21 protein-coding genes are annotated in these 26,049 nt (G+C 61.2%); 10 read left to right on the forward strand and 11 right to left on the reverse strand.

All coding sequences use genetic code 11. The annotated features are described in order from the left end of the window. Nucleotides 1-10: 10 nt before the first annotated feature. The 4 genes from ABIB44_RS06270 to ABIB44_RS06285 all read right to left on the reverse strand — a co-directional run bounded on the left by ABIB44_RS06270 (nucleotide 11) and on the right by ABIB44_RS06285 (nucleotide 4,134). Nucleotides 11-1,261: an efflux RND transporter periplasmic adaptor subunit gene (locus tag ABIB44_RS06270; protein WP_354583780.1), complete on the reverse strand. Its 1,251-nt coding sequence runs from the start codon at nucleotides 1,259-1,261 to the stop codon at nucleotides 11-13. A 216-nt stretch (nucleotides 1,262-1,477) separates the two neighbouring features. Beyond that, nucleotides 1,478-1,666, reverse strand: coding sequence for a hypothetical protein (locus ABIB44_RS06275; protein WP_354583781.1), 189 nt, complete (start codon nucleotides 1,664-1,666; stop codon nucleotides 1,478-1,480). A gap of 87 nt (nucleotides 1,667-1,753) precedes the next feature. Then, nucleotides 1,754-3,910: a ferrous iron transport protein B gene (gene feoB / locus ABIB44_RS06280; RefSeq protein WP_354583782.1), complete on the reverse strand. Its 2,157-nt coding sequence runs from the start codon at nucleotides 3,908-3,910 to the stop codon at nucleotides 1,754-1,756. 5 nt (nucleotides 3,911-3,915) lie between these two features. After that, entirely contained in the window at nucleotides 3,916-4,134 is a 219-nt protein-coding gene (locus ABIB44_RS06285) for a FeoA family protein (protein ID WP_354583783.1), read from the reverse strand. A 320-nt stretch (nucleotides 4,135-4,454) separates the two neighbouring features. Between ABIB44_RS06285 and ABIB44_RS06290 the strand changes: the two genes are divergently transcribed. Next, nucleotides 4,455-5,309: a carboxypeptidase-like regulatory domain-containing protein gene (locus tag ABIB44_RS06290; RefSeq protein WP_354583784.1), complete on the forward strand. Its 855-nt coding sequence runs from the start codon at nucleotides 4,455-4,457 to the stop codon at nucleotides 5,307-5,309. A gap of 87 nt (nucleotides 5,310-5,396) precedes the next feature. On the opposite strand, the gene ABIB44_RS06295 is transcribed toward ABIB44_RS06290, so the two are convergent. Further along, nucleotides 5,397-6,722, reverse strand: coding sequence for an alpha/beta hydrolase family protein (locus tag ABIB44_RS06295; RefSeq protein WP_354583785.1), 1,326 nt, complete (start codon nucleotides 6,720-6,722; stop codon nucleotides 5,397-5,399). A gap of 290 nt (nucleotides 6,723-7,012) precedes the next feature. Next, the gene (locus ABIB44_RS06300) at nucleotides 7,013-7,630 is read right to left on the reverse strand and encodes an OmpA family protein (RefSeq protein WP_354583786.1); all 618 of its coding nucleotides are present in this window, start codon (nucleotides 7,628-7,630) and stop codon (nucleotides 7,013-7,015) included. Nucleotides 7,631-7,913: 283 nt separating this feature from the next. Here ABIB44_RS06300 and ABIB44_RS06305 point away from each other — a divergent pair, with 283 nt between their 5' ends. Next, nucleotides 7,914-8,810: a carboxypeptidase-like regulatory domain-containing protein gene (locus ABIB44_RS06305; RefSeq protein WP_354583787.1), complete on the forward strand. Its 897-nt coding sequence runs from the start codon at nucleotides 7,914-7,916 to the stop codon at nucleotides 8,808-8,810. A 70-nt stretch (nucleotides 8,811-8,880) separates the two neighbouring features. Beyond that, a complete protein-coding gene (locus ABIB44_RS06310) occupies nucleotides 8,881-9,465 on the forward strand; it encodes a hypothetical protein (RefSeq protein ID WP_354583788.1) in 585 nt (194 codons plus the stop codon). A gap of 157 nt (nucleotides 9,466-9,622) precedes the next feature. Here the strand turns inward: ABIB44_RS06310 and ABIB44_RS06315 are convergent, their stop codons facing one another. After that, complete coding sequence (locus ABIB44_RS06315) at nucleotides 9,623-11,026, reverse strand: alpha/beta hydrolase family protein (protein ID WP_354583789.1); 1,404 nt, start codon at nucleotides 11,024-11,026, stop codon at nucleotides 9,623-9,625. Nucleotides 11,027-11,287: 261 nt separating this feature from the next. After that, nucleotides 11,288-13,909: a bifunctional UDP-N-acetylmuramoyl-tripeptide:D-alanyl-D-alanine ligase/alanine racemase gene (locus ABIB44_RS06320; RefSeq protein WP_354583790.1), complete on the reverse strand. Its 2,622-nt coding sequence runs from the start codon at nucleotides 13,907-13,909 to the stop codon at nucleotides 11,288-11,290. Between the two features lie 254 nt (nucleotides 13,910-14,163). Between ABIB44_RS06320 and ABIB44_RS06325 the strand changes: the two genes are divergently transcribed. From ABIB44_RS06325 to ABIB44_RS06340, 4 genes are all read left to right on the forward strand, one after another. Continuing rightward, nucleotides 14,164-15,609, forward strand: a complete 1,446-nt coding sequence (locus ABIB44_RS06325; RefSeq protein WP_354583791.1) for an amidohydrolase family protein — start codon at nucleotides 14,164-14,166, stop codon at nucleotides 15,607-15,609. 395 nt (nucleotides 15,610-16,004) lie between these two features. Next, on the forward strand, nucleotides 16,005-16,799 hold the full coding sequence (locus ABIB44_RS06330) for a bacteriorhodopsin (RefSeq protein ID WP_354583792.1): 795 nt from the start codon (nucleotides 16,005-16,007) through the stop codon (nucleotides 16,797-16,799). 167 nt (nucleotides 16,800-16,966) lie between these two features. Beyond that, nucleotides 16,967-17,971: a Brp/Blh family beta-carotene 15,15'-dioxygenase gene (locus tag ABIB44_RS06335; protein ID WP_354583793.1), complete on the forward strand. Its 1,005-nt coding sequence runs from the start codon at nucleotides 16,967-16,969 to the stop codon at nucleotides 17,969-17,971. Nucleotides 17,972-18,074: 103 nt separating this feature from the next. Further along, nucleotides 18,075-18,947 carry a hypothetical protein gene (locus ABIB44_RS06340; RefSeq protein WP_354583794.1) on the forward strand — a complete coding sequence of 291 codons (873 nt, stop codon included), beginning with the start codon at nucleotides 18,075-18,077 and terminating at the stop codon, nucleotides 18,945-18,947. A 61-nt stretch (nucleotides 18,948-19,008) separates the two neighbouring features. Here ABIB44_RS06340 and ABIB44_RS06345 read toward each other — a convergent pair whose 3' ends face one another. Continuing rightward, nucleotides 19,009-21,654 carry a DUF5686 and carboxypeptidase regulatory-like domain-containing protein gene (locus tag ABIB44_RS06345; RefSeq protein WP_354583795.1) on the reverse strand — a complete coding sequence of 882 codons (2,646 nt, stop codon included), beginning with the start codon at nucleotides 21,652-21,654 and terminating at the stop codon, nucleotides 19,009-19,011. A 93-nt stretch (nucleotides 21,655-21,747) separates the two neighbouring features. Further along, a complete protein-coding gene (locus tag ABIB44_RS06350) occupies nucleotides 21,748-22,668 on the reverse strand; it encodes a DMT family transporter (RefSeq protein ID WP_354583796.1) in 921 nt (306 codons plus the stop codon). Nucleotides 22,669-22,862: 194 nt separating this feature from the next. Here ABIB44_RS06350 and ABIB44_RS06355 point away from each other — a divergent pair, with 194 nt between their 5' ends. Next, entirely contained in the window at nucleotides 22,863-23,372 is a 510-nt protein-coding gene (locus tag ABIB44_RS06355; RefSeq protein WP_354583797.1) for a regulatory protein RecX, read from the forward strand. A 120-nt stretch (nucleotides 23,373-23,492) separates the two neighbouring features. On the opposite strand, the gene ABIB44_RS06360 is transcribed toward ABIB44_RS06355, so the two are convergent. After that, nucleotides 23,493-24,128, reverse strand: coding sequence for a DUF4230 domain-containing protein (locus ABIB44_RS06360; protein ID WP_354583798.1), 636 nt, complete (start codon nucleotides 24,126-24,128; stop codon nucleotides 23,493-23,495). 97 nt (nucleotides 24,129-24,225) lie between these two features. Between ABIB44_RS06360 and ABIB44_RS06365 the strand changes: the two genes are divergently transcribed. After that, on the forward strand, nucleotides 24,226-25,449 hold the full coding sequence (locus tag ABIB44_RS06365; RefSeq protein ID WP_354583799.1) for a glycosyltransferase family 39 protein: 1,224 nt from the start codon (nucleotides 24,226-24,228) through the stop codon (nucleotides 25,447-25,449). Nucleotides 25,450-25,551: 102 nt separating this feature from the next. Next, nucleotides 25,552-26,037 (forward strand): hypothetical protein, encoded by a 486-nt coding sequence (locus ABIB44_RS06370; protein ID WP_354583800.1) that lies wholly within the window; start codon nucleotides 25,552-25,554, stop codon nucleotides 26,035-26,037. Nucleotides 26,038-26,049 lie beyond the last annotated feature (12 nt).

Genomic DNA, 26,049 nt, shown 5'->3' on the forward strand with positions numbered 1-26,049 from the left:
TCATCAGGCGCTAATCGTGCAGGGTTAGCTCCGGCGTATCCAGGTGCTCTTTCATGTCCGACACCACAATCTCCTCCCCCGCCCGCAGGCCGCCCGTAATCTGCACGAAGTCGAAATTGCTGTCGCCGAAGCGCACCGTGCGGCGCACCACGCGCCCGTCGTTGGTCAGCACGAACGCCGGCTGTTCCTTGCCGCCCTGGTAAAACGGGCCGTTCTTCACGCGCAGCACGCCGTGGTGGGCGCGGGTTATCACAAATACATCAGCCCGCAGGTTGGGCCGCAACGCCGGGTGGTGCGGGTTATCAAGCTGGGCGAAAAACGTCACCACGCCCTTTTCCACGCTCGGACTGATGCTGGCTACCGTGCCGCGCAAATCGGTGTCGTTGATGCGAACCTTCACCGGGTCGCCCTGGTGCAGAGCCTCGGCGTAGCTATCCGAAATCGTGGCCCGCACCCGAAAGCTGCTCAAATCGGCCACCCGCGCCAAGGCCTCGCCGGCCTGCACGGTGGTGCCGAGATTGTCGTTCACCCACGTCAGCACGCCGGGCTGTGGGCTGCTGATGTCGGCCTGCCGCAGCTTGCCGGCCAGCTCCGCAATGCTGCGCTGCTGCATCGAAACCGTATAGCCCAGCTCCCGCACATCGGCCGCATTCGAGCGCTGCTGCGTCTGAATCTGGCGCGTGAGGCGGTCGGCTTCGAGGTTGGCCACGGTCAGGTTTAGCTCAGCCTGACGCACGTTTTCGGCGGTACCACCACCTATTTTCAAGAGCTGCTGCTCGTCGCGCAGGGCCGACTGCAGGCTGCGCACTTTCACGGCCTGCACTTGGGCCTGGGCGCGCAAATCGGTCAGGCTGCGCTCCAGGGTCAGCTGCAGCTGCGAGTTCTTGTTCTGGTTACGCAGCTGCTCATCATCGAGCTTGGCCAGGTTGGAATTAGCCAGCTCCTTATCCAGCTCCAGAATGGTTTCGCCCGGCCGAACCCGCGCGCCCACCGCCACCGCCACCCGCCGAATAGTGCTCTGAATCGGGCTGGTCAGCACCGCCTCCCGGCCCGGAATCACGGTGCCGGCGGCCGTGAGCGCCGCTTCTACCTCGCCCGTTTCCACGGTGGCCGTCAGGATATCGGCGCGCCGCAAACTGGGTTTCAGCATCGTGCGGAAGGCCAGCACGGCCCCCAGCACCAGCACCACGGCCCCGGCTACCGCGAGCCAGCGGCGGCGCTTGCGTTGGGTTTGAATTGAATTGGCAATGGCTCTGTCCATTTTCGTGCAGCAGAAAGGGAGGTTCTCCCATCTGTTGCCAAGCCGCGTGCCATTTATTCAATCAATTGATTTTCAGCATTTTATTACCGTATTCGATTCCGTAACGCCGAAAAAAGGTGTCCTTTTCTGAACACCTGCGTGCAAACCGGACAGTCTCGACGTAATAATTGGAGGTCTTGTCGCTGCCCGATGACACAAGAACCGCACATTGCCGGTCTATGCCGCATCGCTCCCGTACAGGTCGTCCTTCAGCGCCTCTTTGATAAACTGCTTCTCGTAGTGGCGGTTGCGCCGGCTCTTCTTGGCATCGGCCCGCTTACCGTTGCGTTTGTCCACCACAATTTCGCCGAGCCGGTTGAGGTCGTCGATTTCCCGGATGTCGTTGGGCGAGTTTCGCTTGGCCATGGCTGTTTCTACCCCAACCCAGCTACCTATTTAAAGTTGGCTTTGCGCAACACAAAAGGCCTGCACCACCGGAGTGAAAACGCTTGGCTACGCCAGCACCTGGTACACCACAAACGCCGCCGCGTAGGCCAGCCCCGTCATGTAAACGAGCTGCGCCAGCGGCCAGCGCCAGCTTTTGGTTTCGCGGTACGTCACGGCCAGCGTGCTCATGCACTGCATGGCAAATACGTAGAACACCAGCAGCGAAAACGCCCGCGCCGGCGTGAAAAATGGCTGCCCATTGGCGTCCTTTTCAGCGCTCAGCTTCTGCTGCAGCGTGCCCATGTCGGCATCCTGCCCCACGCTGTAGATGGTGGAAATAGTGCCCACAAACACCTCCCGCGCCGCAAACGAGGTGAGCAGCGCGATGCCAATTTTCCAATCGTAGCCCAGCGGGCGAATGGCCGGCTCCAGCACGTGGCCAAACTTACCGGCGTAGGAAGTTTCCAGCCGCGCCGAGGCTACCTGGCGGCTGGTTTCGGCCGCATCCCAGCCGCGAGCGGTGGCTTCCCGGCGCGCCTGGGCTTCGGCCGTGGCTTGCTGCTGGCCCGGCCCGTAGCTGGCCAGCACCCAAAGCAGCACCGAAATAGCCATAATCACCTTGCCCGCCTGCAGCACAAACGTCTTCACCTTCTGATAGATGGTGAGCGCCACATTTTTCCAGCGCGGCCACTGGTACACCGGAAACTCCATGATGAAGTAGCTCCGCTCCCGCGCCTTCAGCACCTTTTTCAGCACCCAGGCCGAACCCAGCGCCGAGAATAGCCCGAGCAGGTACAGCGACATCAGTGCCACGCCGCGCAGGTTGAAAATGCCCCAGGCGGCCTGGTCAGGTACCACCAGCGCTACCAGCACCGTGTACACCGGAATGCGCGCCGAGCAGGACATAAGCGGCGTCACGAAAATCGTAATCATCCGGTCCTTCCAGCTCTCAATCGTGCGCGCCCCCATAATGGCCGGCACCGCGCAGGCCAGCCCCGAAATCAGCGGCACCACACTCTTACCGCTCAGCCCAAACGGACGCATCAGCTTGTCCATCAGAAAGGTAACGCGGGCCATGTACCCCGTTTCCTCCAATATGGCCAGGAAGCCAAACAGCAGCGCAATCTGCGGAATAAACACCAGCACCCCGCCCAGCCCGGCCAGCACCCCTTCCGTGAGCAGCCGCACCAGCGGCCCCGAAAAGTTGGCCTGAATAACCGCGCTCAGCCCCGAAATCCCCTGGTCAATCCAGTCCATCGGGTATTGTGCCCAGGCGAAAATGGCCTGAAACAGCAGAAACAAAATTCCCAAAAAAATCAGGTAGCCGCCCAGCCAGTGCGTCAGCACTTTGTCAATCCGGTTGCTTATCGGCTCACGCTTTTCCGTCCGCACCACCGTCACGGTTTCAAGCAAAATCTCGTTGATGCGCGCATAGCGCCCAATGGTTTCGGCCGCCTGCGCTGCCGTGGCATCAAACCCCGCCTGCTGCGTCAGTTCCTGAATATGCGTCTTTTCCTCAGCCGTGAGAAAGCCAACCTGGCGATACTGCTGGGCGTAGTGCAGCGCCAGATAATCGTTGTGCAGGCCAAAGTAGTAGCGAATCTGGCGCACCAGAGGCAGCACCTTTTCATCGGGTTGCCAAAAGCGCACCGGCGGCGCATCCAGCCGCTGGGCCATCACAATCTTGAGGGCCGCCACGCCAATGCCTTTCCGGGCATTCATCGGAATGATGGGCACGCCCAGTTCGCGTTCCAGCGCCGGCAAATCGATGTTCACCCCATGGCGCTCGGCCACGTCCATCATGTTGAGGGCCAGTACGGCCGGCAACCCCAAATCGCCGAGCTGCGTGAACAGCAGCAGGCTGCGGCGCAGGTTGTTAGCATCCACCGTCACCACCACGAAATCGGGGTAGTTATCGGCGGCTTTGTCGTAGAGCAAATCCGTAATCACCTTCTCATCCAGGCTCTTCGGATAAAGCGAGTAGGTGCCCGGCAGGTCAATAATCTCGGCCCGCTGAGTAGCCGTGAGCTGCGCCACGCCGGTTTTGCGGTCCACCGTCACCCCCGGGAAGTTGCCCACCTTCTGATTGAGGCCGGTGAGCTGGTTAAAAAGCGACGTCTTCCCGCTGTTGGGGTTGCCAATGAGGGCAATGCGCAGGGGCCGCGAGTCGGCCGGAAGGCCGGCGACCTTAGTGGGAGCCGGATTGCCTGCGATTGCCGCCATACGCGCTATTCTTTCAGTAAAATGGTGGCCGCCTCGCTGGCCCGCACCGAAAGCGTGTACTCCTGGTCGCCCAGTACCAGCATCAGCGGGTCGCCGAGGGGCGCACGGCCGCTCAGGCGTATCTGCACGCCGGGCACGCAGCCCATCTCCAGCAGCTTGAGGGCCATCTCAGGGTCTTCGAGGCAACATACGGTGCCGGTTTCGCCCAACCGCAAGTCGCGCACGCTACGCCGCGCAGACCCAACGGAAGCAGAAGGAAGATTACGCCGGAAAAGAGCCACTGTAAAAACGCGAAAGTCTTATTTAGAAAGAATACAAACAAAGGTACACCGACATTTTCTTACCAGCCCCGCAATTTTTTTTATCCCCTAATAATTCGATTTCAAACAATTCATCCATCTTTGCAGAATCCTAAAACGGCAATTGCTTGCTCGCGGCAAAAAAAACGACTAACTTTCAGCCCTTGATTTGTAATTTTGTTCGAACTACTCGATAAACTATGTACGCAAGACTACTTTTTATAGCATTATTCTTATCTGCCATTGTGCCCCTGGCCCGCGCGCAAAAGGTGGAGATAAAAGGAGTGATTATCGATAAGGATACCAAAGAACCGTTGCCTTTCACTTCTATCGGTCTTAAAAACGAACAAATTGGGGCGCTTAGCAATGAGCACGGCCAATTCGTGGTACCTGCTCCTACGCAGAATTTGGCCGACTCGCTGATAGTTGTGGCGCTGGGCTACGGCCGCCGGGCCGTACTTGTGAAGCGGGGCGTGGCCGTGGCCAGCCTCACCATCGAGCTACCCAAGCGGGCTGTAGCCCTGGGCAACGTAACCGTGAAAGCCGGCAAGGTGAAAAACCTGGGCCTGGGCTCGCGCTCCGACGACCCAGGCGAGGGTATGATTCAGGGCCTGCCGGGTAGCCAATACGCTTTTTTCGTGAAAAATGACAAGAAGAAGCGCCTTGGCAACGTGCGTACGGTATCGTTTTATATTGGCGAAAACGGTTTCCCCCGCGAGCCTTTCCGGGTGCGCCTCTACAAGGCCGACGGCAACTACAACGCCCCCAACACCGACCTGCTAACGGAAAACGTGGTAGTATCGGCTCCGCAGGGCGGGCAGTGGTACACGGTCGATTTGACGCCCTACAACATCATTGCGCCAGAAGAAGGCTTTTTTGTGGCCATGGAATGGGTAGTGAGCGGCGATAAGTTCTTCACTACCAACTTCATGGATGATTACACGCCCTACGGCCAGATTATGCGCCCAACCTACGAGTTTAAGGAAAGCCGTACCTGGAACTACACCATGGGCAAGGGCTGGAGCCTCATCACCGCCTCCAACGGCCAGGGCCTGCGCTACAACGCCATGATTCGAGCCGAGGTAGACATGATTAAGTAAGTAGCCCTGTTGTTGGGCAATATTACCACATCACAAGAAAGGCCCTGCTTGCAAGCAGGGCCTTTCTTTATTCATTTTACTTCGAGATTATTTTGCCTTGGCTTCGGCAGGGGCAACGGGCTTTTTCGGCCCTAGTCCCTCGATGAATTCGCGGATGGCATCGGCCGCGACGGGCGCCAGAATGGGCTGCATCTCCCCGTTCATCAACACCCACTCGGTTTTGGGGGGCTGAAACAGGTGGTTGGCACCGGGCAAACGCCGCACCACCGTACTGTGGCTGATGCTGCGCAACTCCTTTTCCAGTGCGACCAGGTGCAGGTCGGCGGGGGCTTCGGCATCGTCGGTACCACTGAGCAGCAGCACGGGGCATTTCACCTGGTCGAGCTCGGCTACGGGGTCGAAGGTGAGAAAGTAGCGCCGCCAGGGGGTGAGCTGCTCGGCGGCGGCCAGTTGCGCCGCTTCGGGCGTGAGGTCGGGCTGGTCCTGCCGCATCATGTTGCTGACGATGGACAGGGCCTGCGAAGGCGTGCTCTGCCGGATAATTTCATACATCGTCTTCTGGCGCTCGTAGGCGACCTGCACAATGGCGGGGTCCAGCTTTTTGGCTTTTAGCTGCGCCACCTGCTGCTGAAGCAGCGTCTGCTCGCCCGTAAGGCCGTAGCCGGCCATTGAGACCACGAAGGCCGGCGGCAGCGGTTGGCCGGCGGCGAGCAGCGCGACGTCGGCCCCTTCGCCGTGGCCAATCACGCCGATATGGCCGATGTTCACTTCGATGCGCGAGCGCAGAAAATTCATGCCGGCCTGCACATCACTCACCAGCATAGCCGTGGTAGCCAGGGCCGAGTTGCCCCCCGACTTGCCCACGCCCCGGTCGTCGTAACGCAGCACGGCAATGCCACGGCGGGTAAGGTAGTCGGCCAGCGTACCCAACAGGTGGAAATTGCCAATGGTACCGTCGCGGTCCTGCGCGCCAATATCGCTCACGAGCACCACCGCCGGAAACGGGCCCTTGCCCGGCGGCACCGTGAAGGTTCCGCCCAGATTAAGCCGCGAAACCGGATTGCTGAACATGACTTCCTCCTCGTGGTAGGGTGGAGCTAGGCGGCTGGTTGTGCCACTGCCCAGCGTGGGCATAGGGGCGTAGTACAACTCCAGGGGCGACTTCACGCCCGACTGCGTCCAGGTACCTTCGAGCTGGCGCTTGGTGGCTACGTACCGGGCGGCGTAACGGCTGCCCGCGCCGGGCATCACAAACAACACGGAATCGCCACGCACGGTCAGCTCCGTCATCATACGGGTCACTTTTTGAGCCGGCACGTCGAGGGCGGCGAAAAACCTGCCACCAGCCAAGGGCACAATACTGATAGTCAAATCCAGCCGCCCGCCCAGCACCGCCAGCTTTCCTTTCCACAAGCCGCCTAGCGGCAAGGCTTCGGCAGCGGCACCGGGGGTCTGCGCCTCAGCCGCCAGCGTACTGCAAGCAATTAATGAAAGGAACAGGGTTATGTATTTTTTTCTCATATGTCAACAGCCCTGACTAGGGCAGTTGCAAGGTACGGAAAAGCAGGATGAGTACAGAGAATGCCCCCTTTCAGCCCCGGAAAAAGCGCATGCTTGAGCAATCCTTGCTAGTGGCCCACAAACAAGGCCCACCCTAAAAACAGGATGGGCCTTGTAGCAAGTGCAGCGCCGGATGGCTGAGGCTAGCGGGTGCGCACGGCAATCTCGACGCGGCGGTTTTCCTTGCGGCCGGCGGCGGTAGCGTTGGTTGCTACGGGCTGGGCTTCACCCATGGGCTCAACGCTTACACGCGCACCAGCAATTTTACCGGTATCGACGAGGTATTTTTTCACGGCTTCGGCGCGCTTCTCGCTGAGCTCGCGGTTGTAGCTTTTGTCGCCGCGTGAGTCGGCAAAGCCCATCACCCGTACCTGCTGAGTAGCGTAGCGCTGGCCGATGGAGGCCGTGATTTGCTGGAGCGAGGCGGCCGCACTGGGCTTGATTTCGGCCTTATCAGTATCGAAGAGCACGGTTTCGTCCACGCTGTATACGCTGTAGGTGCTATCGCCGCGCACTGTTACGCCAGCGGTAGTCACCTCTTTGAATTTCACATCGGCCAGCTTGGCTTTGGTCATGTCCCAGGCATCGGCGGCCGAGGCGGTGGCATCGCCAGCCATCTGGCTGGCCGTCTGGCCATCGCGGGCCATTACGGCCGTATCCTGGCCAGCTTCGCCGAGTTGGTCTTTGGTTTCGGAGCGCTTGGTTTCGCAGCTGGCTAGCAGCAAAGTGGCAGCCAAGCCAGGCAGGAGGTACTTCATCATGGAGAATGAACAAGAAAATGTGAAAGAAATTATTTGGCTTCCGGTACGGAATTGCTGCCGATGAGTTAATTTTAACACCGCGCAGCAGCAATTTAAACAATTCTGCCCTCCTATCAAAAGCCTTTGCCAGCACAATAAACGCCATTTAAGAGCGTTTAAGGGCCGAAAAAAGTTTATTCTACCAACCTACCTTTCACCAATTCCGCGCCTCCATCACTACCATATGTGGTGCGGAATTTGTAAATTTGCCAGACTACACCCATTATAACTATTCTTGGCGATGATGAAACGCATACCTTTTCTTGCTTTATGGGTTCTACTGCTACTCCCGGCACTGAGCTGGGCGCAGGAAAACCGCATTACCGGCCGCGTCGTGGATGCTAAAACCAAAGACCCGGTGCCGTTTGCTTCCATCTCCCTGCGGGAAGAAGGCACCGGAGCCCTCACCAACGAGTACGGCTACTTTCAGCTGGCCGGCCTGGAAAAAACCAGCCAGGACTCGCTTATCGTGATGACGCTGGGCTACGACCGTAGCGCCATCTTCATCAAGCGCGGCAGCACCGAAGACCTGATTGTAGAGCTTAACAAGCGCTTCATCGAGCTTTCCGATGTTAAAGTGACTGCCAAAAACATTAAGAACCTGGAACTGGGCTCCAACTCGAACAACCCGGGCGAGGGCATGATTCAGGGCCTGCCGGGCAGCCAATACGCTTTCTTCGTGAAAAACGAGAAGCAGAAGAAGCTCGGTAACGTGCGCACGGTGTCGTTCTACATCGGCGAAAACGGTTTCCCGCGTGAGCCCTTCCGCGTGCGCATTTACAAAGCTGATGGCAACTACAACGCCCCCAACACCGACCTGCTAACGGAAAACGTCGTGGTATCGGCTTCGCGCGGCGGCGAGTGGTACACCATCGACCTGAGCACTTATAACATCAAAGCGCCCGAGGAAGGCTTTTTTGTGGCCATGGAGTGGATTGTGGGCGGCGACAAGTTCTACACCACCAACTTCATGGATAACTACACGCCCTACGGCCAGATTATGCGCCCCACGTTCGAGTTCAAAGAGAGCCGTACCTGGAGCTATACCATCGGCAAGGGCTGGAACCTGCTCACGCTGGCCAACAGCGCCGGCCGCCGCTACAACGCCATGATTAAGGCCGAGGTCGACATGTACAAGTAAGGCGTAGGCTGATTAAGAGTATTCTATTGTCAACTCTTTAATCATGCGCTCGCACCTATTATTCTTGTGCATGGCGGTTGGCCTGGCCAATCGTTGTGCCGGCCAGGCACCGGCTCCTCACGTTCCGAGCGTCGTGTTGGGCTCACGGGCCCATCGCCCAGACGAAGGCGAAATACACGGCTCTCCGGGTTCGCAGTTCGCTTTGCGGATTAATAACCGGCGGGATGCTACCCTAGGCAATATCCGGTCTGTTTCCTTCTTCATCGACGCGAAAGGAGCACCGCAAAAGCCCTTCCGCGTACACATTTACCAAGCCAACGAAGCATCGGGGATGCCTGGCACTGATTTACTGTCGCAGCCACTGATTGTTGCGGCACCCGCTGGCGGCAAATGGGTTGATATTGACTTGACCCCCTACCGCATTGCGGCTCCCCGTGCAGGCTTTTTTGTGGCGATGGAGTGGCTTGGCAGCGCCGAAAGCCCAGGCCCCGAGGCAGTGGGGGAAGACCACGTGCTGCGTCCCACCTTTGAGTTCAAGGAAAGTCTGACGTGGAGCTACACCCTCGGCATCGGCTGGAACCTGCTCACGCTGACCAATGGCGAAGGCCGTCGCTACAACGCCATGGTTAAGGCCGAGGTTGACCTGATTAAATAAGCTACTGATTGGCGTGGATTAACCGTGTTTTCGCTGATTTCCGCTAGCTAATGCAGGAACAAAAAATGCCCGGCTATACCGGGCATTTTTTGTTCCTGCACAACTCGTTTTTGCGACGCAGCAGTACAAGCAGTAAAAATTACTGCTCGTCAGCAGTTTACTTTTTGGATTGAACGATAATCCACTCGCGGATAATCTCTTCTGACTCGGGCGAAAAGTTGGGCTGCTGCTGGCCATTGATGATGGGCCATTTGGTCTGCTCGGGCTGAAACAGGTGGTTTACGCCGGGCATTTTGTGCACTACTACCGTCTTTTTGCTGGCTTTCAGGCCTTTTTCCAACGCGTTCAGGTTGGCATCGGCATTCACGGTAAGGTCGGAAGTACCGTTGAGCAGCAGCACGGGGCAGGCCACAGTGGGCAATTTTTCGATGGGGTTGAAAGCGAGGAAGTAGCGGTAGTGCGGCGAAGTCATCTCAGTGGCGCTGGCCTGGGCCGTGGCGTTGTCGATGGCGGCGTTGTTCTGCTTCAGCATATTGGCCACAATGGCCTGGGCCTGTGAGTTGTCCGTGGTCTGACGGATAATTTCGAGCATGGCCTGCTGCCGCTTGGTAGCGGCTTCAATCTGGGCATTCTCGGTGCCGAGGGTACGCAGGGTGGTAGCCTGCTGCTGCACTACAATATCGCGGCCCGGCAGGCCATAGGCCGCCAGCGTAACCACGAAAGCCGGCGGCAGGGGCTGCGCGGCGGCCAGCAGGGCCACGTTGCCGCCCTCGCCGTGGCCAATTAGGCCCAGGTGCGAGAGGTCGATTTCGGGGCGGGTACGCAGGTAGTTGAGGCCGGATTGCGCATCGCTCACGAGGTCGGCGGTGGTAGCGGCGGGGGTACCGCCCGATTTGCCCACGCCGCGGTCGTCGAATCGCAGCACGGCGATGCCGCGGCGGGTGAGGTAATCGGCCAGCTGGCCCAGCGGGGCGAAGTCGCCCACGGTACCGTCCCGGTCGTGCGGGCCGCTGTCGCTGAGCAGCACCACGGCCGGGAAGGGCCCCTGACCAGCCGGAATGGTAAGCATGCCATTGAGACGGGCGTTGACGACCAGATTGCTAAAGGTCGCTTCTTCCTCGCGGTAGGGCGGAGTGAGGCGCACATTCTTGGCATTGAAGGCTGGCTGGGCGCTGAATGTCAGCGTCATGGGCGTTTTGTAGCCCGGGGCCTGCCAAACACCAACCATTTCCTTGCCGCCGGGCATGATGCGGCCGATAAAGCGGCTGGCGGCTTCTTCGGCAAAGAGGCGAATGGAATCGCCTTTTACATCGGCCTTTACGTTCATGCGGCTCACTTTTTGGAGCGGCACATCGAGGGTGCAGAAATAGCCGTCCGTCAGCTTCATGAGGCGGAAGATGACTTCGAGCTGACCGCCGGGCACTTTCAGGGGGCCTTTCCAGAGGCCGTCGAGTGCGGGCTGGTCGGCGGTGATACCGGCTGGCACAACCTGCGCAATAACCGCGCGGCCTGGCATGGCTACCAGCAACAGCAACCCGCAGACCATCAACAAACGAGACATAGGTAAACTATTGATTTTCATATATGAAAAGAGATACAAAGGCTCATGCTAGAGTATCCGACTAATCCGGACGGGCTAAGCCAACTGTAAAGTAGCAAAATAAATACCTTGCCAACATTAGGAGCGCCGACAAATTCTAAAAAAACACCCAGCCTGCCGCCGACCAAACGCCGCCGTTGCCGGTTGAATTTGCTCGGGTGCGGGGTAAAGCCAACGGCCTTTCCGGGTGGCCGCAGCCGGTGGCTGCTCTGGCCCCAACCCCTATTCGCTCACAAACACCCGCTTCACCCGCTCGCTCACATTCGTGAGCAGCTCGTAGGCGATGGTACCGATGCGGGCAGCCAGCGCGGGCAGCGGCAGGCCCTCGCCAAACAGCAGGGCCACGTCGCCGGCCCGGGCCCGCGGAATTTCGGTCACGTCGACCATGCACATATCCATGCACACCGAGCCCACCAGTGGGGCCGGCTGCCCATGGATGAGCACGGTGCCCGCGCCGTTGCCAAAGCGCCGGTCGTAACCGTCGGCATAGCCAATGGCCAGCGTGGCGATGCGCCGCTCGCCATCGGTGGCGGCACCGCGCCGGCCGTAGCCCACGGTATGGCCAGCGGGCAACGTTTTTATCTGCGAGATGGTGGTGCGCAGCTGGCTTACGGGGCGCAGGGCGGCGGGGTCGGCCGTGTTGCTGGCATCGACGCCGTAGAGGCCGATGCCAAGGCGCACCATGTCGAACTGGGCCTCGGGAAAGCGCAGGATGCCGGCCGAGTTAAGCGTGTGTTTGAGCACGAGGTGGCCCAGAGCCGCCTCAATAGCGGCGGCCATGCGGCGGAAGGCCGCCAGCTGGTCGCGGGTGAACGCGTCGTGAGCGGGCTCGTCGGCGGCGGCCAGGTGGGTCATCAGGCTGGCCACGGGCAGGTGAGCGGCATGGGTACGCAGGCGGGCCAGCAGCGCCGGCAAATCGGCTTCGTCGAAACCGAGGCGGCGCATGCCGGTGTCGAGCTTGAGGTGAATTTTAGGGGCGGAAAGCGCAGCGCGGGGAAGCGGGCCTTCGGCCGACGCGGCGGCCACACAAATAGCCAGGTATTCATCGAGCAGCTCGAAGGAATATATTTCGGGCTCCAGGCGATAGCGGCGCAGCAGGTCGAACGAGTCGGGCGCGGCATTCATCACCATAATAGGCAGGCTGATACCGGCTTCGCGCAGGGCAATTCCTTCGTCGGCATAGGCCACGGCCAGGTAGTCGGCGCGCTGAAATTCGAGCAGGCTGGCCACTTCGTAGGAGCCCGCCCCGTAGGCAAACGCCTTCACCATCACCATGAGCTTGGTGCCGGGCCGCAGCTGCCGGCGGTAGTAGCGGAGGTTGTGGCTGAGGGCGTCGAGGTTGACTTCGAGCACCGTGCCGTGCTGCTGGGCCTGGAGCGCCGCCACAATTCGCTCGAACCCAAAACGCCGCGCGCCCTTAATCAGAATGGTTTCCTGGGCGAAATCAGTCGGACTGAGCTGGGCCAGAAAGGCTTCGGTGCTGGGGTAGGTTTGAATTAAAAATGGAGGATTAAAAATTAAAAATGAATCCGACAAATGTTTAGCCTTTGCTTTATCTGATTCAGAATCAATTTTTAATTCTTCATTTTTAATATTCAATTCCTGCCCAATCTCCTCGCCAATGCCCACCAGCCGCGTGACGCCGGCGGCGGGGAGCATGGCCGTTACGCGGGCGTAGAGCTCGGCCCGGCTGAGGCCCGATTCGAGCACGTCGCTGAGGATGAGGGTACGGCGGCCGGGGCGGCTCTGGCGGGCCAGGGCGTTGAGGGCGAGGGCCAGGCCGGCCAAGTCGTTATTATACGTGTCGTCGAGCAGGTAGGAGCCGTGGCGGCCAGGCTTCATTTCGAGGCGCATGGCCACCGGATGCAGGCGCAGCAGCCGGCGCTGAATTTCGGCGGGCTCGACCTGCCGGTGCAGCAGCACGGCCAGGCAGTGCAGGGCGTTTTCGAGCGAAGGCTCGTCGGCGAAGGGCAGCGTGAACTCGGCCGTGAGGCCGGTGGCCGGGTACGTGGCGCGCACGTGGGTGGTACCAGTGGCGGCAGGCTCGGCCGTGAAGCGCAGGTCGGCGGGCTGGGCGGGCTGGCGCGTCCAGCTAAAACCGGGCAGCGCCAGTTGGGCTACGGCGGCGCGCACCAAGGGCTGGTCGGCGCAATAAAACAGGCGCTGGAAATGCGGGCCAATGAAAAGGTGGAGCTTCTCGCGCAGCTTCTGCTCCGGCGAGGTAAAACCGGCATCATGGGCGGTGCCGAGGTTGGTGAACAGGCCTTCGGTGGGTTGAATAATGGCTGCCAGCCGGGCCATCTCCCCCACTTCCGAAATACCGGCCTCAAAAATACCCAGCGTATGGCGCGCCGGGTTCAGTTCCCACACGCTGAGGGGCACGCCCACCTGCGAGTTGTAGGAGCGCGGCGAGCGGCAAATATCCTCGTCGGGGCTCAGCAGCTGGGCCAGCCATTCCTTCACGATGGTTTTGCCGTTGGAGCCGGTAATGGCCAGCACCGGGCCGGAAAAGTCGGCCCGGTGGGCGGCGGCCAGGGCCTGCAAAGCTCCCAGCGGGCTGGCCACGGCCAATAGCCCGGCCCCGGGATAGGCGGCGAGGCCGCCGGGCAAGAGGGCCGCATTTTCTACCACAAACTGGCGCACGCCCTGAGCATAGAGCTCAGGCAGATAGCGGTGGCCGTCGTGGCTGGGGCCGCGCAGGGCAAAGAACACCGCGCCAGTTGGCAGGCCTACGCGGCGGCTGTCGAGCAGCAGGTGGCGGGCCTGGGCCGTGGCATCGGCAGGGGCTTGTAGCAGGTGGCCGCCCAGCAGGGCCGGCAGGGTGAGAAACGCAGGGAACGGCATGATACTATAAAGGTCCGGCAAAAATGCGGCGCTGCCCGCCCAGCCGTTGCCGGGTTAACTTTGAAGCCATTCGGAAGCTCAAAAAATCTTTCATTTTGGATTTACAAAGGACCTAATCAAGGCCGAATAACCTTATTCGGGAGCATTACAGCCCGAATGAAGCCCTTTGCAAGCTCAGAACGACTACCATCCGAAAAGTTGAATTGCTTACCAGTCCCGTTATTGGTGGACTTGCCCGCTTTTGCTGCCACTGCATGAAATTATTACGCCTTCTTTTTGGCCTGAGCCTGGCCGTGCTCCTTACCACCTGCACCCGCAAGCCCCGGCCCACCAAGCTGGAGATTTTCGACGTCGTTATCAACCACGTGACGCTGGTGGACGTGCGCACGGGCCGCCTCACACCCAACCAAGTGGTGGCCATCGCGAAAGGTAAAATCGTGGAGGTGCAGGAGGCCGACAAGGACAGCTACGCCGCCAAGCAGTACGTGAACGGCAACGGCCGCTACCTGATACCGGGCCTGTGGGACATGCACGTGCATTTTCGGGGCGGTGACAGCCTGGCCGAAGCCAACAAAAAAAGCCTGACGCTGTACCTGGCCCACGGCATCACAACGGTGCGCGACGCGGGCGGCGACCTCACCCCCCGCATTTTCGAGTGGCGGCGCGAAATGGAGGCCGGCCGCTTGGCGGGCCCGCGCATTTTCACTTCGGGCCCAAAAATCGACGGTCCCGGCGCTACCTGGCCCGGCTCGCTGGAGGTGGAAACCACGGCCCAGATTCGCCACGCCCTCGACTCGCTGCAAAAGCTGAAGGTGGACTACGTGAAGATTTACGACAGCAAGATTTCAGGCCGTGCCTACCTCGAAACCATCCGGCTGGCCCAGCGGCGCGGCCTGAAAACCACCGGCCACATGCCCTACTCCGTGACGCTGGCCGAAGCCATCGGGCGCGGGCTCGATGCCACTGAGCACCTGTACTACGTGCTCAAGGCCTGCTCGAGCAAGGAAGACAGCCTCACGGCGCTGGTGCGCGCCAGCCAGGGCACCACCCGGCCATTGGGCCTGTTTGCCACGCTGCCCGCCGTGAATGCCACTTACAGCCCGGCGGCGGCAGACCGCATTTTCGCCCTCATGGCCAAGCGGCACACTGCCGCCGTGCCCACCCTCTACATTGGCCAGACGCTGGCCGGCCTACCCACCAGCGACCACGCCCGCGACTCGCTTCTGGCCTACATCGACCCGAAGATTCAGGCCACCTACCAGCGCCGCCTGGCTAGCGCCCGGCAGCAATCGCCGGCCGCCCAGGCGCTCAGCCGCCAGCTCGAAACCCGGTTTTTGGGCATGATTGCACCCATGCAGGCCGCGGGCGTGCGCCTGCTGGCGGGGTCCGACAGCGGCCCGTTCAATTCTTTCGTGTATCCCGGGGCCTCGCTGCAGGAAGAGTTGATTCTGCTGGTGCAGGCAGGACTCACGCCGCTGCAGGCGCTGCAAACGGCCACCGTCAACGGTGCCGAGTTTATGGGCGTGGCCGACCATACTGCCGCCATCGCCCCGGGCAAGGATGCCGACCTGCTGCTGCTCACCGCCAACCCGCTCGACAACATCGCCAATGTTAAGCGCATCGACACGGTGATTTCGCGGGGCAAGGCCTATCCGCGGGCCTCGCTGCAAAACCTGCTGCGGGGAGTACGGAACCGGTAACGGCCGCTTTGGACCAGCGTCCTTTTTTGTATCACGGGTGATAGCCTAACTCCAGAACCATCGGGCATGGCATGCTTCGTATGGCGTTCTGCGGGCGGCCATTTCTGGCGCGGGCACAGTCTGCCCTACTTTGGCGGGCAAGATTCGTCGACAAGCGGCCAAGATAAAGCACGACGGTCTGACTAGTTCCCGGACAAGGCAAGGTCATTCTTCGTCAAGAAGTTAGGTGAAAACAGAATAAGCTTGGGCTGGATATATTTTGAGGTAGCGCTTGCGGTATCTAGTGATAATTACATTTTTTTTGATTGGTTATTAAAAAGTATCAAAACATTTGTTTAACTATGGGTGTCAAAGTATCAAACAACCACTTCTCACCCTTTAATTCTGTAGTACCCATGATAACCCCAACCCTACTCGTAAACATGCTCGACATTAAGGTCGACGACCCCATTGCCTTCACCTTTTTTACCGGCTACATGGCCATGCTGGCCGCCTCAATTTTCTTCTTTGCCGAGCGCGGCGTAGTGGAAGGCAAGTGGAAGCTTTCGATGCTGGTATCGGCCCTGATTACGGGCATCGCGGCGGTGCACTATTACTATATGCGCGACTACTACCTGGCTACCCACTCAACCCCTACCGCCCTGCGCTACATCGACTGGACGCTGACCGTGCCGCTGATGTGCGTCGAGTTTTACCTGCTCACCAAAGCCGCCGGGGCTAAAATCGGGCTGCTGTGGAAACTCATTTTTGCCTCGGTGTTCATGCTCGTGACGGGCTACATCGGCGAGGCGTTCTCGTACGGCAACGGCATGCATTCCATCATCTGGGGCTCGCTCTCGACGCTGGGCTACATCTACATCGTTTACACGGCTTGGTTCGGCGAGGTGGCGAAGCTAGCCCAGGCCAGTGGCGACGTGGCCGTTATCAAAGGCATCCGCTCGCTGGGGTGGTTCGTGCTCGTGGGCTGGGCCATCTATCCCATCGGCTACATGTGCATGCCGGGCAACTTCCTGAACACCATTTTCGGTATGCAGCCTTCGAGCGTCGACTTGTTCTACAACATTGCCGATGCTATCAATAAAATCGGCTTTGGCCTGGTAGTGTACGGCATTGCCGTATCGGGCAAGAGCGCCGCTGCCGTGCACGAAACCATGCCCACGGCTCCGTCGCGGACCACCGTACCGGCCTAACTCTCCGTAGGGCCGGCCTGTGGCCCACTGCTTCGGGCCGGCGCTACTCCATTAGTCACCTCATTCCCGTTCTCCGCTAGCGCTGCGCGGGGGGCGGGAATGAGCTTTTTGGGCCTGACTACTGTTTTTTCACCGGCTATGCGTCTGGGAATGCTCCCGCTACAACCATGCTCCCGCTGATTTCTTTAAACACCGTCTCGGCGCGCTCCGCTGCTGCGCCCCGGCGCTACTCCTACGTGGCGGTGCTGGGTGCCGTAACCATAGGCCTGATAGCCCCCAACTATGCCAACTGGCTATTGGGGCCCGCGCTGCTGGTCGGCATGGTGCTGCTGGGCGTGGCGCATGGTGCCTGCGACCAGTTTGTGGTACCAGCCACGCACCCGGCACTGGCCCAGGGGCGGGGGCGATATTGGGCTGCCTTTCTGGGTGGCTACTTGGGGCTGGCTGCGGTGGTGGGCCTGCTATGGTGGCAACAACCAGGGCTGACGCTGGTGCTGTTTTTTGGGCTCACGGCCTGGCACTGGGGTTCAGGCGATGCGCCGCAGCAAAGCGTGACGCGCAACCAATGGCTGGCCCACAGCCTGTTGCGCGGCAGCCTGCTGTTTGCCGTGCCGCTGTGGCACTGGCCCACCGAAACCCAGGCCATTGTGAACGGACTACTCGCCCTGACGGGTACTGCCCCGGTGGGGCTGGCCTTTTTAGGCCCAGCTGCCGCAGGACTGGCACTGGCCATTGCGCTGGGCCACGGGGCACTCTGGCTCGCCTATGCGCGGCAGGGGCAGCATGACTTGGCGCGCACCGACGCGTTGGAGGTGCTACTGCTACTGGCCCTGCTGCTGGTGCTGCCGCCGGTACTGGCCGCAGGCGCGTATTTCGTGTTCTGGCACAGCCTGCAGCACGTGCTGCGCATGAACCAGTTGATAGACCGTGCTTCGGTCGTTGACCGGCGCAGTCTGTGGGCCGAGTTGAGCTTCTTTCTGCGGCGCTCTGCGCCACTGCTGCTTATTAGCGTGGCCGCGCTGGCGGTGGTATTCGGCCTGGCTTGGGCGCGGGCAGCCAGCGGCACCGTATTGGTGAGCCTGGCACTGCTGGCCGCTTCTATCGTGACGCTGCCGCACGCCCTGCTCGTTACGCTGGGCATGGATGCCGCCCAGTGGCGGCGCAGCCCCTAGCCGCTGGGCAGGACCCGCCCACTTCAGCAGCAACTTTCAGGGTGGCCAACCGCTGAATATTCACGCCAGCCCGGTGCTTTATGGGCGGCAAACTATCCCCCCGATGAAGCTCCTGGACCTTGTGCAGCAAGCCTACCACCCGTTGCAGGAATTCTGGGAAAGCCGCCGCACCAACTACTTCCTGAGTGGGGTGCTGGTTGGCGTTTTCGTGCTGTGCATGGTGGTGGCGCTGGTCAATTACCTCGGCTGGCTGCCGGTGGGCGGCCTGCTGGGCCGGCTGCATTTCCTGCAAGCGGTGGAAATATCGTTTACCCTGCTGCTGTTTTTCGAAATGGTAGGCTTGGTGTTCGTCATTCCGCAGTCCATTGCTAACTCCATCGGCAAGCAGATTGAGATTCTGAGCCTGGTGCTGCTACGCTCGTCGTTCAAAGAATTCTCGCACTACCAGTTTCAACTGCCGCTGCAAAGCCAGCTCGAATCGGTGTACAAAATGGTGTCGGACGGCGTGGGCGCGCTGTTGGTGTTCCTCTTGCTCTCCTTTTACTACGGCGTACAGCGCCACCGTGCCGTTACCAAGGAGGGCGACCGGCAGCAGTTTGTAGCCCTGAAGCAGTTTGTAGCGCTGCTGGTGCTGGCCACCCTGCTCGTGCTTTCGGGCCACGACCTGCTGCACCTGCTGCGCAGCGGCGTCTGGGTGCAGTCAGTCGACCAGTTCTACCTGATTCTGATTTTTGCCGACCTGCTGCTGATGCTCGTCGCGTTTCGCTATACGCTGCACTACCCCGATATTTTCCGCTATTCGGCCTTCGTGCTGGTCACGGTTTTCATCCGGTTTTCGCTGCTGGCCCCGGTGTACTACAATGCCCTGCTGAGCTTGTTTTCGGTGCTTTTTGCCATTGCAGTGGTGTATTTCCACAACCTGTTTACCGATGGCCGGCTGGCTTACATCAATAAAAACCAGCCGCCCGCCCAGTAAAAAATCGCGCCTTTGCCGGGTTCGCACGGCAGCAACCCCGGGCCAGCCGCTGCAGTAGCTGCTAAAACCCAAGGCCCACCCGCAGGCCCGTGCCCAGGCGCTGCCCGCTTTGCAGGGCGGTATAGAAATCCACCCGCACCAATTTGAAAATGTGCTCGATGCCCGCGCCCAACTCTACGTAGTGGCCGGCCTGAGCCGTGTGCAAATAGTTGAGCGAGGCCACTTCCTGCCATTTCAGCTTGCGAAAGAGTGGGACTTTATTGAAAATGAAGCCGTTGAAGTGATGGTCGTAGTGGGCTTCGAGGTAGGTGTTGTTGGTGCTGAAGCGGTAGTAATCGAGCAGTTGAAAGTTGCTGAAGTTGCCGGCCAAAATGGTCTGGTTGCCGGCGAAGTGGCGGTAGTCGATGAACGTCATCCCCGCCTGCCGGCCCACGAAGCCGCCCACGCTCACCCGGAAGGCACTGGCCCCCAGCAGCCCCAGCGACACGTTGTGGCGCACGCCGCCTTGCAGCAGCAGGTAGCGCACATCGCTCCCCAGCACGCCGGGCACGGCCAACCGGCCCTGCACGTTGAACGTGGGCCACTTCGAGCCGAGGTTGAACTTGCCATCGGGCCGGTTGATGTAGTGCTGGCCGGGCTTGAAATCGGCCGACAGGCTCACCGTCAGAATCTGGCTGCGGCCGAAGCTGGTGTTGGCCAGTTCGTCGCTCAGGGGCAGGTTGGGGGTGAAGAGCCGCTCGGGCGAGTCGCGGATGAGCCGGTCGGTGGTGTTGAACAATTCGCGGCGGTCGAAGTAGCCGGCGGTGGCGCGTAGCGTCAGGCCGTTCAGGGCCTCCGAGAGGTAGCTGAGCTCCAGGCCGTCGCGGCGGTAGAGCTTGGCGTAGTTGTAATTGGCCAGCAGCGTGTACACCGTGTTGATGAGGGGCGTGAGCTGCGAGTTCTTATCGAAATTCTCGACGGTGCGGCCCGCGATGAGGCCCACTTGCCGGCGCTTGGCCGGGTCGAGCTGCCAGGCCAGCTCCAGGCTGGGGTTGAGCTGCCGGCTGCTGAATCCGTAGCGCAAAGTGGGGGTGAGCGTAACGAACCGCCGGTCGTCCGTCCGCTGGCTGAAACTGGCCTGGGCGTTGAGGACGGCCCCCTCCACGGTGTTGTACTGGAAAATCTGCGTCAGCGGCTGCACCGAAAACGACTGCTTCTTAAAGCTATTCAGGTGCGTGTAGCCGCCGAGGAGCAGGCTGGCCGGCTGAAACTCGTTGCGCTTGCGGTCCATCGAATCCTGGTAGGGGCGCGAGCGGCGGATAACCTCGGTGCTGTCCTTCACGTGGTAGTCCGTCTTCTCTTCGGCGGTGAGGGGCACAGGGCGCACCTGGTCCCAGTAGCTGGAATCGCGCTCGTTCACGCCCTTCTCCACCAGCTGCACTTCGCCGCGCGGCATGCGGGCAAACGGGTCGTTTTTGATGGAGTCGCGCTGGGCCTGCTTCACCTGCCGGCGCACCTGGGCATTCAGGCCGCGCAAATCGGGCTTCCGCTTGCGGATTTGGGCGGCGGTTTCCTGGCCCACGGGGGCGTCTTTGCCTTCGGCTATTACGGGCGGCGCGGCCTGGGGCTCGGGCGGCGTGGGGTAGGTAGCCACCACACCGCTGTAGTTCGAAAGCACCGCCGTGATATCAAAAGCCCCCTTGAAACCCAGGCCCGACAGGTTGGCCCGCGCCTGCTGCGACTGCATGAGCCACACGTTGGGGTTGCCCGGCATGGGCGCGTACTGCTGGGTGATGTGCACGTCGTCGGTGTAGTCAATCTGAGCTTCCTTGCCGAGGTTCAAATCGACGGAATGAATGCGCCACGAGCCGTCGACGATGTAGATGTAGCCGAAAAAAACGGGGTCGGTGCGGCGGCGCGGCACCACCCGAATTTTGTGCACCACCACGCCGTTCTGCGTCGAGCTGCCCACCAGCTCGTACTTGTAAAAGAGCATAGCATTGGCCGCGATGGGCGACACGAAGCCGCGCTCGGCAAAGCCCGGCTTCACCAGGTTTTCGTAGAAAGTGAGGTTGCGGCCAGCGCTGGCCCGGTTGAAGCTCAGCCCGCGCGAGTCGCCGCTCACCCGGCTCGAAATCATGCGCTCCTTCACCTGGTTGGGCTGCGTGAAGCTGATATCGGACAGGCTTTCGGACAGGTACAGAATGCCCTTCTTGATGTCGGGGCCGATTTTGAACAGGCCCATTATTTTGGCCGGCGTGTCAATCACGCGCAGCACGCTTTTGAGGTAGATGCGGGCCCGGTAGGCGGCCACCTCGCGCCGGTGGTAGGCCCGCCACTGCTGCGCCTGCTGAATGATGGCGTAGGCCGGGTCGCGGTCGGAGGAGCGCACCAGCACCTCGCCCAGGTTATAGTTCTCCGCTTGCAGGCTCACGTTCAGGGTCAGCACCGAATCGCCGCCCGGCACGCGCACAGCCTCGATGCGCGGCTTGTAGCCCACGTACTGGAACACCAGCTCGTACTGGCCAGCCGGCAGGCGCAGCTGGTAGCGGCCCTGCTCGTTGGCCCCGGTACTGGTGGTGGCCCCGCGCACAGCCACGTTGGCGAAAGCCAGCGGCTTCTGGTCGGTGCCGCTCACGATGCCCCGTACGGTGCCGGCGTACCCCGGGCGGCTCAGCCCACTCAACAACAACAACAAAAACAACCAGCGGCGCGCGTTCAACAACATGGGCAAAGTAAAGGGCAGGAAAGGCCAGTCCAAGGTACGGCGGCCGGGGTGTTGATGCCGGCGGCGACCAAAACGTTGCCTCGGCGGCGCGGTTCAGGCCACGGCCTCCTCGGCGGGCTGGGCCGGGGCGGCATCGCGGGCATCAACCCGGGCCGTGTACCAGGCGTTCAGGCCCACGCTCAGCAGCACCAGCACCATACCGACGTAGGCCAGCAGGCCATACACTTCGCCGAACAGCCAGTAGCCCATGCCCAGCGCATAAAACAAGCCCAGGTAGCTGAGCGGGGCCACCCGGCTGAGGCGTTCGAGCTGGTAGGCGCGGGTCATGGCTACCTGCGCCGCCTGGGTAAAGAGCCCGCAGGCCAGCAACCAGGCCCAGTCGGCTCCGTGCGGCGTTTGCCAGCTGAACAGGCAGGCCACGGCGGCCAGGGGCAGCGAAATGAGGGGGAAGTAGAACACGATGACCAGCGGATGCTCGCGCCCGCGCAGTTGCCGGATGGCGTTGTAGCTGAAACCCGATACCAGCGCGCTCACCACCCCAATGCCCAGGTAGAACAGGCCGGCCCCCGCCGCGCCGGCAGTCACTTCGGCCGGTGGGCTGCCCTGCTGCACCAGCAGCACCCCGCCCAGGCTCAGCCCGAAAAACAGCCACTGCCAAGGCCGCACACTTTCGCTCACCAGCCAGATGCCCAGCACCGCCGTGAACACCGGGGCCAGGTACTGCACCGTAACCGCCGTGGCCAGCGGCAGGTGCTGCAACGACACGAAGTAGCACATCAGCGACAGCGCCCCGGTGCAGCCCCGGCTGATGAGCAGCCGGTAGTTGTGTCCGAATGGGGCCACGCCCGCCCGCCGCAGCAGCCCGTAGCTGGCCACCGCCGAAAATAACGAGCGAAAAAACACCACTTCCAGCGCGGGCAGGTGATGCAGCTGCTTCACGCAGGCGTTCATGCCCGCAAACAGCAGGGTGCTGAGCAGCATGTTGCGAATACCGGGCGTGAAGAAAGCGTGCATGAAAAACAGCAGCGGCCGGGCGAGCCAGAAACGGCCCCGCGGCGCTGCCGGCAACGAAGTACCGGCGGGAATGGTTAGGAGAAGGCGACCCCCGCCCCAAGCCCTAATTCTTTCAATGACCCAGCCCCGCTCCCAAGGCTGCGTCGACAACCCGGGCGGGCGTAATTTTCGGCTGCTACCGTTCCTTTTTTCCGATGTTCAAAAACCCCGACAAAGCGCCCAAGCAGTACACGCCCGGCGAAGCTCTGCAAAAAATTGCCGCCTTCTGCGCCTACCAGGAGCGCCATCAGAAAGAGGTGGAGCAGAAGCTGAAATCCTACGGCCTCGACGAGGACGAAGCCGGCGAAATCATCATTCGCCTCAGCCGCGAGAAACTGCTCGACGAGCAGCGCTTCGCCCAGTCCTTCGTACGCGGCCACTACCGCCAAAAGAAGTGGGGCCGCCGCCGCATTGTGCAGGAGCTCAAGCAAAAAGGCATCAGTGAATACTGCATCAAAGCCGGCCTGAAAGAAATCGACGGCGAAGAGTACTACCAGAACCTGGTGGCGTTGATGGAGAAGAAGGACCGCCAGGAAAAGGAGAAGAACCCGCGCGTGCGCCGCATGAAGATTTCGCAGTACCTAACGGGCAAAGGCTACGAGCATGACTTAATTAAAATGGCGCTCGATGATTTGGGCAAAGCGCCGGAAGACGACGACGCATGAACGAAAAAGGAACGTCATGCTGAGCTTGCCGAAGCATCTCTACCGCGCAAGCCATTCATTTTACTATTGCGGTAGAGATGCTTCGGCAAGCTCAGCATGACGTGCTTTTTACTCTTTTTACTACTGCTTCGGGCCTACTTGCGGCAGCACCAGCGGCTGGCCTACAATCACGCGGCGGCCGGTGAGGGTGCGCAGCATGGGCACCAGAATCTGCTCGGCATTGCGCTGCGTCTGGGCCAGTATTCCGGCTTGCAGGGCGGCGTTGCGCACCTGCACTTCGGCATATTTGTAGCCCTGGTCCACTAGGTCGGCATCCTGAAAAAAGCCGTTTTCGGTGCTGAAGACGCGGCTTTGGTCGTGCCGCACCTGAAACGAGCACAGCTCGGGCGCGGGCAGGGTGATGCGCACAATGGAGTCGCCGTCGAACACCACATCCTGCGGGCGAATTTTGCGCAGGTCGAGGCAGCCCACGGCCTCGCCGCCCACCACGAGCGCTACTTTGGCATCGGGCAGCAGCGGGTAGCGGCTGGCCCGGCGGTACTCCACAATGTCCTTGAACTTGTAGCGCACCAGCTCCAGCTTGCCAAGTCCCTCAATCTGGGTGAGCACGGTGTTGTGCGTGACGGTGACTTTGGGTTCGGTATTGAGCGGGTTGAGCTCGCTGAGCGCGGGACCGACTTTGCGCCACAAAAACCACCCCAGGGCAACCAGAAACAACAGCGGCAACAGGCGACGGACGAGGCGTACTAAATTCATATAGTGGGAATACGTGGTAGTCGCGGCAAAGGAGAAAGGCAGAAGCAAAAGAATGTCGTGCCGCTAACGAAGGCGGCCGTCCTAGCTTTGCGGGCTCATGCGCATCCCCTCCCCCATTCGCTCGCTGGCCCTGCGGCTCTGGCCCCACCACCGGGCGCTGCTGGCGGGGCTGTGGGTACTGATGCAGCTGCTGTTCTGGCGCAAGTTTGGCGGGCCACACTTCGCAAACGACAGCGCCCGCTACCTCGAATACGCCCACGGCATTGCCGAGCGCGGCTATTTCGAGCCCGGCCACAACCTGCGCTACGTGCTCTACCCGCTGTTTCAAAGCGGGTGGCTGCGGCTGGGTTTGGGCTGGCCGGGCATCGTAGCGGGCCAAATGGCCGTGTCGGCCCTGGCCACGCGGGCCATTTACCGGGGCACGCGCCGGCTGGCACGGGGCGGGCGCGGCGCGGCGGCGCTGGCCGCGCTGGCCTTCATCGCCTGGCCCGACATCCAGCAGTTCAACGTTTTTCTGCTCACCGAGTCGCTGTTCATCAGCTTGGTGGCCTTGTCGTTTGGCACTTTCACCAGCGTGAAAACCGGCCGGCCGCGCGCTTGGGCCCTGCTGCTGCTGGTGCTGGCCCTGGCGGCCCTGGCCCGGCCCAACGGCTTTGTGGTAGGCCTGGCCGCCGCTCTGGCTGGCCTCGATGCCCTGCGCCGTCGCTCTGACCGCCGGCCGTGGCGGGCGGCGCTGCTTGGGCTGGTGCTGCTGGCCCCGCTGCTCTGGGCGGCCCTCAACCACCAGCTGGCCACGTTTTATTTGATGGATACCTACCAGCGCGGCGAGCTGATTTTCCGCTATCAGCTGTGGGCCGTGCACCAGACCGCGCCGCTGGATATGCCACCCCCCGGCACCGGCCCGGCCGCCCGGGTGCTGTATTTCGGGGTGCACAATCCCCTCTACCTGGGCCGACTGATGCTGGGCAAGCTGTTTGTATTCGTTAGCTACCTCAAGCCGCACTACTCGTTGGCGCACCGCGTGCTTGGCGTGTTGGTGCTATGGCCGGCTTACTGGCTGGCGGCGTGCGGGGCGCGGCGGCGCGGCATCTGGCGGCCGGCGCGGGTGTTTCTGGCCGGCGTGTTCCTGCTGCAAACGGCCATCATCATGCTCACGGTCGATGACTGGGACGTGCGGTTTCTGGCCCCGGTGCTGCCGGCGGTGTTCGTACTGGCTATCCTGGAGCTAGCCAACCGGGTGAACGCGCCCGGCCAGCGGCTGCCGACCAGCCAGGGGCGACCACCATACCGCCGTCGGCTATCAGACCGTTTGGCCGAGTAATTGCGTTGGTTTCTGCGGTCAGAAAGGCGAGCCGGGGCACCTTTGCTCAGGTTTACCAGCATTCTGCTATCAATATATCCTTTCTGATTAGCTTTGTATACTATGCATCACCTCCTTACCCTGGTTACCGCCCATTTATTGCACCTCCCGGCCGGCCCTGGCCCCGTGCTGACGCCAGTACCGGTGGTGGTGCAGCATCGCAGCATTGCGCCAGCCGACTCGACCGATGCCGTAGAGCAAGCGGTGGTGGCCTACACGGCCTACCTCACCGACCTGCTCAGTCTCACCCCCACGCAACAGCGCCAGCTGGCTCAGCCCACCCGACTGCAGCTGCGGCAGCTGTATGCTATTCAGACGGCTCCCACCAGCCGCCCCGCGGCTGAAGCAGCCGCGAGCACCGTGGCCGCACGCTACCACCGGCAGCTGGCGCGGGTGCTCACCACCAGCCAGTATGGCAACCTGGTTATCTTCGGTGGTGCCTTGGAGGCCCTGCCCCACCGCCGCAGCCTGCAACAGGTGAATGCCTACTGGACGCGCAAGTCGCTGGCCGCCGGCGCGGCCCATTATGCCGCCACCGATACTCAGTAGCATTTGCGCGGG

This window comes from Hymenobacter sp. UYCo722 (assembly GCF_040547115.1).
Classification (GTDB): Bacteria; Bacteroidota; Bacteroidia; order Cytophagales; family Hymenobacteraceae; genus Hymenobacter.

Bases quoted from the DNA above. Each gene is read 5' to 3' on its own strand.
- ABIB44_RS06275 (WP_354583781.1), bottom strand. From the start codon at position 1,666: ATGGCCAAGCGAAACTCGCCCAACGACATCCGGGAAATCGACGACCTC.
- ABIB44_RS06300 (WP_354583786.1), bottom strand. From the start codon at position 7,630: ATGATGAAGTACCTCCTGCCTGGCTTGGCTGCCACTTTGCTGCTAGCC.
- ABIB44_RS06355 (WP_354583797.1), top strand. From the start codon at position 22,863: ATGTTCAAAAACCCCGACAAAGCGCCCAAGCAGTACACGCCCGGCGAA.
- ABIB44_RS06350 (WP_354583796.1), bottom strand. From the start codon at position 22,668: ATGCACGCTTTCTTCACGCCCGGTATTCGCAACATGCTGCTCAGCACC.
- ABIB44_RS06310 (WP_354583788.1), top strand. From the start codon at position 8,881: ATGGCGGTTGGCCTGGCCAATCGTTGTGCCGGCCAGGCACCGGCTCCT.
- ABIB44_RS06345 (WP_354583795.1), bottom strand. From the start codon at position 21,654: ATGTTGTTGAACGCGCGCCGCTGGTTGTTTTTGTTGTTGTTGTTGAGT.
- ABIB44_RS06330 (WP_354583792.1), top strand. From the start codon at position 16,005: ATGATAACCCCAACCCTACTCGTAAACATGCTCGACATTAAGGTCGAC.
- ABIB44_RS06370 (WP_354583800.1), top strand. From the start codon at position 25,552: ATGCATCACCTCCTTACCCTGGTTACCGCCCATTTATTGCACCTCCCG.
- ABIB44_RS06335 (WP_354583793.1), top strand. From the start codon at position 16,967: ATGCTCCCGCTGATTTCTTTAAACACCGTCTCGGCGCGCTCCGCTGCT.
- ABIB44_RS06315 (WP_354583789.1), bottom strand. From the start codon at position 11,026: ATGTCTCGTTTGTTGATGGTCTGCGGGTTGCTGTTGCTGGTAGCCATG.
- ABIB44_RS06325 (WP_354583791.1), top strand. From the start codon at position 14,164: ATGAAATTATTACGCCTTCTTTTTGGCCTGAGCCTGGCCGTGCTCCTT.
- ABIB44_RS06340 (WP_354583794.1), top strand. From the start codon at position 18,075: ATGAAGCTCCTGGACCTTGTGCAGCAAGCCTACCACCCGTTGCAGGAA.
- ABIB44_RS06365 (WP_354583799.1), top strand. From the start codon at position 24,226: ATGCGCATCCCCTCCCCCATTCGCTCGCTGGCCCTGCGGCTCTGGCCC.
- ABIB44_RS06305 (WP_354583787.1), top strand. From the start codon at position 7,914: ATGAAACGCATACCTTTTCTTGCTTTATGGGTTCTACTGCTACTCCCG.
- feoB (WP_354583782.1), bottom strand. From the start codon at position 3,910: ATGGCGGCAATCGCAGGCAATCCGGCTCCCACTAAGGTCGCCGGCCTT.
- ABIB44_RS06270 (WP_354583780.1), bottom strand. From the start codon at position 1,261: ATGGACAGAGCCATTGCCAATTCAATTCAAACCCAACGCAAGCGCCGC.
- ABIB44_RS06360 (WP_354583798.1), bottom strand. From the start codon at position 24,128: ATGAATTTAGTACGCCTCGTCCGTCGCCTGTTGCCGCTGTTGTTTCTG.
- ABIB44_RS06320 (WP_354583790.1), bottom strand. From the start codon at position 13,909: ATGCCGTTCCCTGCGTTTCTCACCCTGCCGGCCCTGCTGGGCGGCCAC.